Origin of the sequence: Rhizobium sp. PRIMUS64 (assembly GCF_023006465.1) — a bacterium.
Classification (GTDB): Bacteria; Pseudomonadota; Alphaproteobacteria; order Rhizobiales; family Rhizobiaceae; genus Rhizobium; species Rhizobium leguminosarum.
In genome coordinates, this window is sequence record NZ_JALBGX010000240.1 from 1 (window position 1) to 4,827 (window position 4,827).

The 4,827-nt window shown below is 63.7% G+C and carries 5 protein-coding genes; all 5 read left to right on the forward strand.

The genetic code is table 11. The features are described from left to right. On the forward strand, positions 1-998 hold a 998-nt coding region (locus MOV76_RS38325), incomplete at its 5' end, for an acetyl-CoA C-acyltransferase (protein WP_247266515.1). Positions 999-1,014: 16 nt separating this feature from the next. Continuing rightward, complete coding sequence (locus MOV76_RS38330; protein WP_047620466.1) at positions 1,015-2,142, forward strand: acyl-CoA dehydrogenase family protein; 1,128 nt, start codon at positions 1,015-1,017, stop codon at positions 2,140-2,142. 65 nt (positions 2,143-2,207) lie between these two features. Next, a complete protein-coding gene (locus MOV76_RS38335) occupies positions 2,208-3,440 on the forward strand; it encodes a 3-methyl-2-oxobutanoate dehydrogenase (2-methylpropanoyl-transferring) subunit alpha (protein ID WP_047620467.1) in 1,233 nt (410 codons plus the stop codon). Between the two features lies 1 nt (position 3,441). Beyond that, positions 3,442-4,455 (forward strand): alpha-ketoacid dehydrogenase subunit beta, encoded by a 1,014-nt coding sequence (locus tag MOV76_RS38340; protein ID WP_027683108.1) that lies wholly within the window; start codon positions 3,442-3,444, stop codon positions 4,453-4,455. A gap of 3 nt (positions 4,456-4,458) precedes the next feature. Beyond that, on the forward strand, positions 4,459-4,827 hold a 369-nt coding region (locus MOV76_RS38345; protein ID WP_309506908.1), incomplete at its 3' end, for a biotin/lipoyl-containing protein.

Consider the following 4,827-nt stretch of genomic DNA (forward strand, 5'->3'; position numbering starts at 1 on the left):
AGGGGCAGGCGCCGGCGCGCCAGGCGGCGATCCATGCCGGCCTGCCTTTCGCCACCGCGGCGAGTACCGTCAACAAGATGTGCGGCTCGGGCATGAAGGCGGTGATGATGGCGCATGACCTGATTGCCGCCGGCAGCGCCTCAGTGGCGATTGCAGGTGGCATGGAAAGCATGACGAATGCGCCCTATCTTCTTGACAAGGCCCGTGGCGGCTACAGGCTCGGCCATGGGCGTGTCGTGGATCACATGTTCCTCGACGGGCTGGAGGATGCTTATGACAAGGGGCGCTTGATGGGCAGCTTCGCGGAGGATTGCGCCGAGGCCTATCAATTCACGCGCGAGGCGCAGGACAACTACGCCATCGCCTCGCTGACGCGGGCGCAGAAGGCGATTGCCGAAGGCTGTTTCGAAAGTGAGATTGTGCCGGTCACGGTAAAATCAGGCAAAGCCGAGCAGGTGGCGAGCCGCGACGAACAGCCCGGCAAGGCGAAGCTCGACAAGATCCCGACGCTGAAACCCGCCTTCCGCGAGGGCGGCACGGTGACCGCCGCCAATTCCAGCTCGATCTCCGATGGCGCGGCAGCCCTGGTGCTGATGCGCCGCTCCGAGGCGGAGCATCGCGGCCTCAAGCCGCTTGCCACCATCCTTGGCCATGCCACTCATTCGCAGGCGCCCAATCTTTTCGCCACGGCGCCGATCGGCGCGTTGCAGAAACTGTCCGATCGCACTGGCTTGCCGCTGTCGGAGGTCGATCTGTTCGAAATCAACGAGGCTTTCGCCGTCGTCGCCATGGCGGCGATGCGCGATCTCAACCTGCCGCATGAAAAAGTGAATGTGCATGGCGGCGCCTGCGCGCTAGGCCATCCGATCGGCGCCTCGGGGGCTCGCATCCTGGTGACGCTGCTTGCAGCACTGGAGCGATACGACCTGAAGCGCGGCATGGCGGCGCTCTGCATCGGCGGCGGCGAGGCGACCGCCGTTGCCATCGAACGGCAATAGGAGAGGGAGAGAACAGATGATCCTTTCCGACCTCCAGCAGCAGATCTCAGATCTCGCCCGCGACTTTGCCCGTGACCGGCTGGCGCCGGGGGCAGCCAAACGCGACCGGGAGCATCTCTTCCCGCGCCAGGAACTGAAGGAGATGGGTGAACTCGGGCTGCTCGGCATGCTGGTGCCGGAAGCCTATGGGGGATCGGATACCGGCGTGGTCGCCTATGCCGCGGCGCTGGAGGAAATTGCCGCGGGTGACGGGACGTGTTCGACGATCATGAGCGTGCATAGCTCCGTCGGCTGTGTGCCGATCCTGAAATTCGGTACCGAGGAGCAGCGGCAGCGCTTCCTGCCGAAACTGGCAAGCGGCGAATGGATTGGCGGCTTTGCGTTGACCGAGCCGCAGGCCGGTTCCGATGCTTCGAACCTGAAGACCCGGGCGCGGCGTGACGGTGACCACTACGTGATCGACGGCTCCAAGCAATTCATCACCTCGGGCAAGAACGGCGATGTCATTATCGTCTTTGCCGTTACCGATCCCGATGTCGGCAAGAAGGGCATCACCGCCTTCATCGTGCCGACGGATACGCCGGGCTACGAGGTGATCCGCGTCGAGGAAAAACTTGGATTGCATTCCTCCGATACCTGCCAGATCGCCTTCAACAGCATGCGCATTCCGGCAGAACTCAGGCTCGGTGCGGAAGGCGAGGGCTATCGCATCGCGCTCGCCAATCTCGAGGGGGGACGGATCGGCATTGCGGCGCAGGCCGTCGGCATGGCGCGGGCGGCCTTTGAGGCGGCGCGCGACTATGCCAAAGAGCGCACGGCCTTCGGCAAGCCGATCGTCGAGCATCAGGCCGTTGCTTTCCGCCTTGCCGATATGGCGGTGCGGATCGAGGCGGCCCGGCAACTTGTTTTTCATGCCGCCTCGCTCAGGGAGGCCGGGCTGCCCTGCCTGTCGGAAGCCTCGATGGCGAAGCTCTTTGCCTCCGAGATGGCCGAGCGCGTCTGCTCCGATGCGATCCAGATCCATGGCGGTTATGGCTACATGGCTGACTATCCGGTTGAGCGCATCTATCGCGATGTACGCATCTGCCAGATCTATGAAGGAACGAGCGACGTGCAGCGCATGGTGATCGCCCGCAACCTATAAGAACCACATCCGGCCCTGCTTCTGGAGGAGAGGAGCAAGGCCGGCAAAGGGAGGAAAGAAAAAGCATGGTGGATTCCGCTCGGTTGAGCCTGCATGTTCCCGAACCCGCCGTTCGCCCCGGCGGTCAGCCCGATTTTTCCAACGTCAAGATTGCCAAGGCCGGTTCGGTGCCACGGCCGGAGGTGGATGTCGCATCCGAAGATATCCGCGACCTCGCCTATTCCATCATCCGTGTTTTGAATCGCGAAGGCGAGGCGGTCGGTCCCTGGGCAGGGTCGCTCTCCAATGAGGAGTTGCTGACCGGGCTTCGCAACATGATGAAGCTGCGCGCCTTCGACGCCCGCATGCTGATGGCGCAGCGGCAGGGCAAGACCTCCTTCTACATGCAGCATCTCGGTGAAGAGGCCGTCAGCTGCGCCTTTCGCAAGGCGCTCGAGAAGGGAGACATGAATTTCCCGACCTATCGCCAGGCAGGTCTGCTGATTGCCGACGACTATCCGATGGTCGAGATGATGAACCAGATCTACTCGAACGAGAGCGATCCCCTGCGCGGCCGGCAATTGCCGATCATGTATTCCTCCAAGGAACATGGCTTCTTCACCATCTCGGGCAATCTCGCCACCCAATATGTGCAGGCCGTCGGCTGGGCGATGGCCTCGGCGATCAAGAACGACAGCCGCATTGCCGCGGCCTGGATCGGCGACGGATCGACGGCGGAATCGGATTTCCACTCGGCGCTCGTTTTCGCCTCGACCTACAAGGCGCCGGTCATCCTCAACATCGTCAACAATCAGTGGGCGATCTCCACCTTCCAGGGCATCGCCCGCGGCGGCTCCGGCACCTTCGCGGCGCGCGGCCTCGGCTTCGGCATTCCGGCGCTGCGTGTCGACGGAAACGACTATCTCGCCGTCCATGCCGTCGCCCGCTGGGCGGCGGATCGCGCGCGGCGCAATCTCGGCCCGACGCTGATCGAATATGTGACCTATCGCGTCGGCGCCCATTCGACCTCCGACGATCCGAGTGCCTATCGACCCAAGACGGAATCGGAGGTCTGGCCGCTCGGCGATCCCGTGCTGCGGCTGAAGAAACATCTGATCGTCAAGGGTGCATGGTCGGAGGAGCGGCATGTACAGGCCGAAGCCGAAATCATGGACGAGGTGATCGAGGCGCAGCGCCAGGCAGAGGCGCATGGCACGCTGCATGCCGGCGGCAGGCCTTCGGTGCGCGACATTTTCGAGGGCGTCTATGCCGAGATGCCGCCGCATATCCGCCGCCAGCGGCAGAAGGCGGGGTACTGACATGGCCAGAATGACGATGATCGAGGCCGTGCGCAGCGCTATGGACGTCTCGATGGCACGCGACGACAATGTCGTCGTTTTCGGCGAGGACGTCGGCTATTTCGGCGGCGTCTTTCGCTCGACGCAGGGCCTGCAGGCAAAATACGGCAGAACGCGCTGCTTCGATACGCCGATCAGCGAATCCGGAATCGTCGGCACGGCGATTGGCATGGCCGCCTACGGGCTGAAGCCCTGTGTCGAAATCCAGTTCGCCGATTACATGTATCCGGCCTATGACCAGCTGACGCAGGAGGCGGCTCGCATCCGCTACCGGTCCAACGGCGATTTCACCTGCCCGATCGTGGTGCGCATGCCGACCGGCGGCGGAATCTTCGGCGGCCAGACGCACAGCCAGAGTCCGGAGGCGCTTTTTACCCATGTCTGCGGGCTGAAGGTGATTGTGCCGTCCAATCCCTATGACGCCAAAGGCCTGCTGATCGCGGCGATCGAGGATCCCGATCCTGTCATGTTCCTAGAGCCGAAGCGCCTCTATAACGGCCCCTTCGATGGCCATCACGAGCGGCCGGTGACGCCCTGGTCGAAACACGACCTCGGAGAGGTGCCTGACGGCCACTACACCATCCCGATCGGCAAGGCCGAGGTGCGTCGCGTGGGATCGGCGGTGACCGTGGTTGCCTACGGCACCATGGTGCATGTGGCGCTTGCCGCAGCCGAGGATGCCGGCATCGATGCCGAGGTGATCGATCTTAGAAGCCTGCTGCCGCTCGATCTCGACACGATCGTCAACTCAGTCTCGAAGACGGGTCGCTGTGTCGTCGTGCATGAGGCAACCCTGACGTCCGGCTTCGGCGCCGAAGTCGCGGCGCTGGTGCAGGAGCATTGCTTCTATCATCTCGAAGCGCCGGTCGTGCGCGTTGCCGGCTGGGACACGCCCTATCCGCATGCGCAGGAGTGGGACTATTTCCCCGGTCCCGGCCGTGTCGGGCGGGCGCTTGCCGAAGTCATGGAGGCTTGAGCCGTGGGCGAATTCATCATCAAGATGCCCGATGTCGGGGAGGGGGTCGCCGAGGCCGAGATTGTGGAGTGGCACGTGAAGACAGGAGATCCCGTCCGCGAGGACATGGTGATCGCCGCCGTCATGACCGACAAGGCCACCGTGGAAATTCCGTCTCCCGTCAATGGCATCGTCATATGGCTTGCCGGCGAGGTTGGAGACCGCATCGCGGTCAAGGCCCCGCTGGTGCGGATCGAGACGGCGGGAGATGTCGGCGAGGCTCAGCCTATGCAGATCTCGCAGACGCCGATTGCCGAAACGCCCAGAGCCGAGATGGCAAGACCTGCTCCGGCAGCGCCAGCCCCTGCGGCGGCGCCAGTGCCGACGGCGGCG

What these genes read in the sequence shown, in the direction of transcription:
- MOV76_RS38330 (WP_047620466.1), top strand. Translation starts at nt 1,015, where the DNA reads ATGATCCTTTCCGACCTCCAGCAGCAGATCTCAGATCTCGCCCGCGAC.
- MOV76_RS38335 (WP_047620467.1), top strand. Translation starts at nt 2,208, where the DNA reads ATGGTGGATTCCGCTCGGTTGAGCCTGCATGTTCCCGAACCCGCCGTT.
- MOV76_RS38340 (WP_027683108.1), top strand. Translation starts at nt 3,442, where the DNA reads ATGGCCAGAATGACGATGATCGAGGCCGTGCGCAGCGCTATGGACGTC.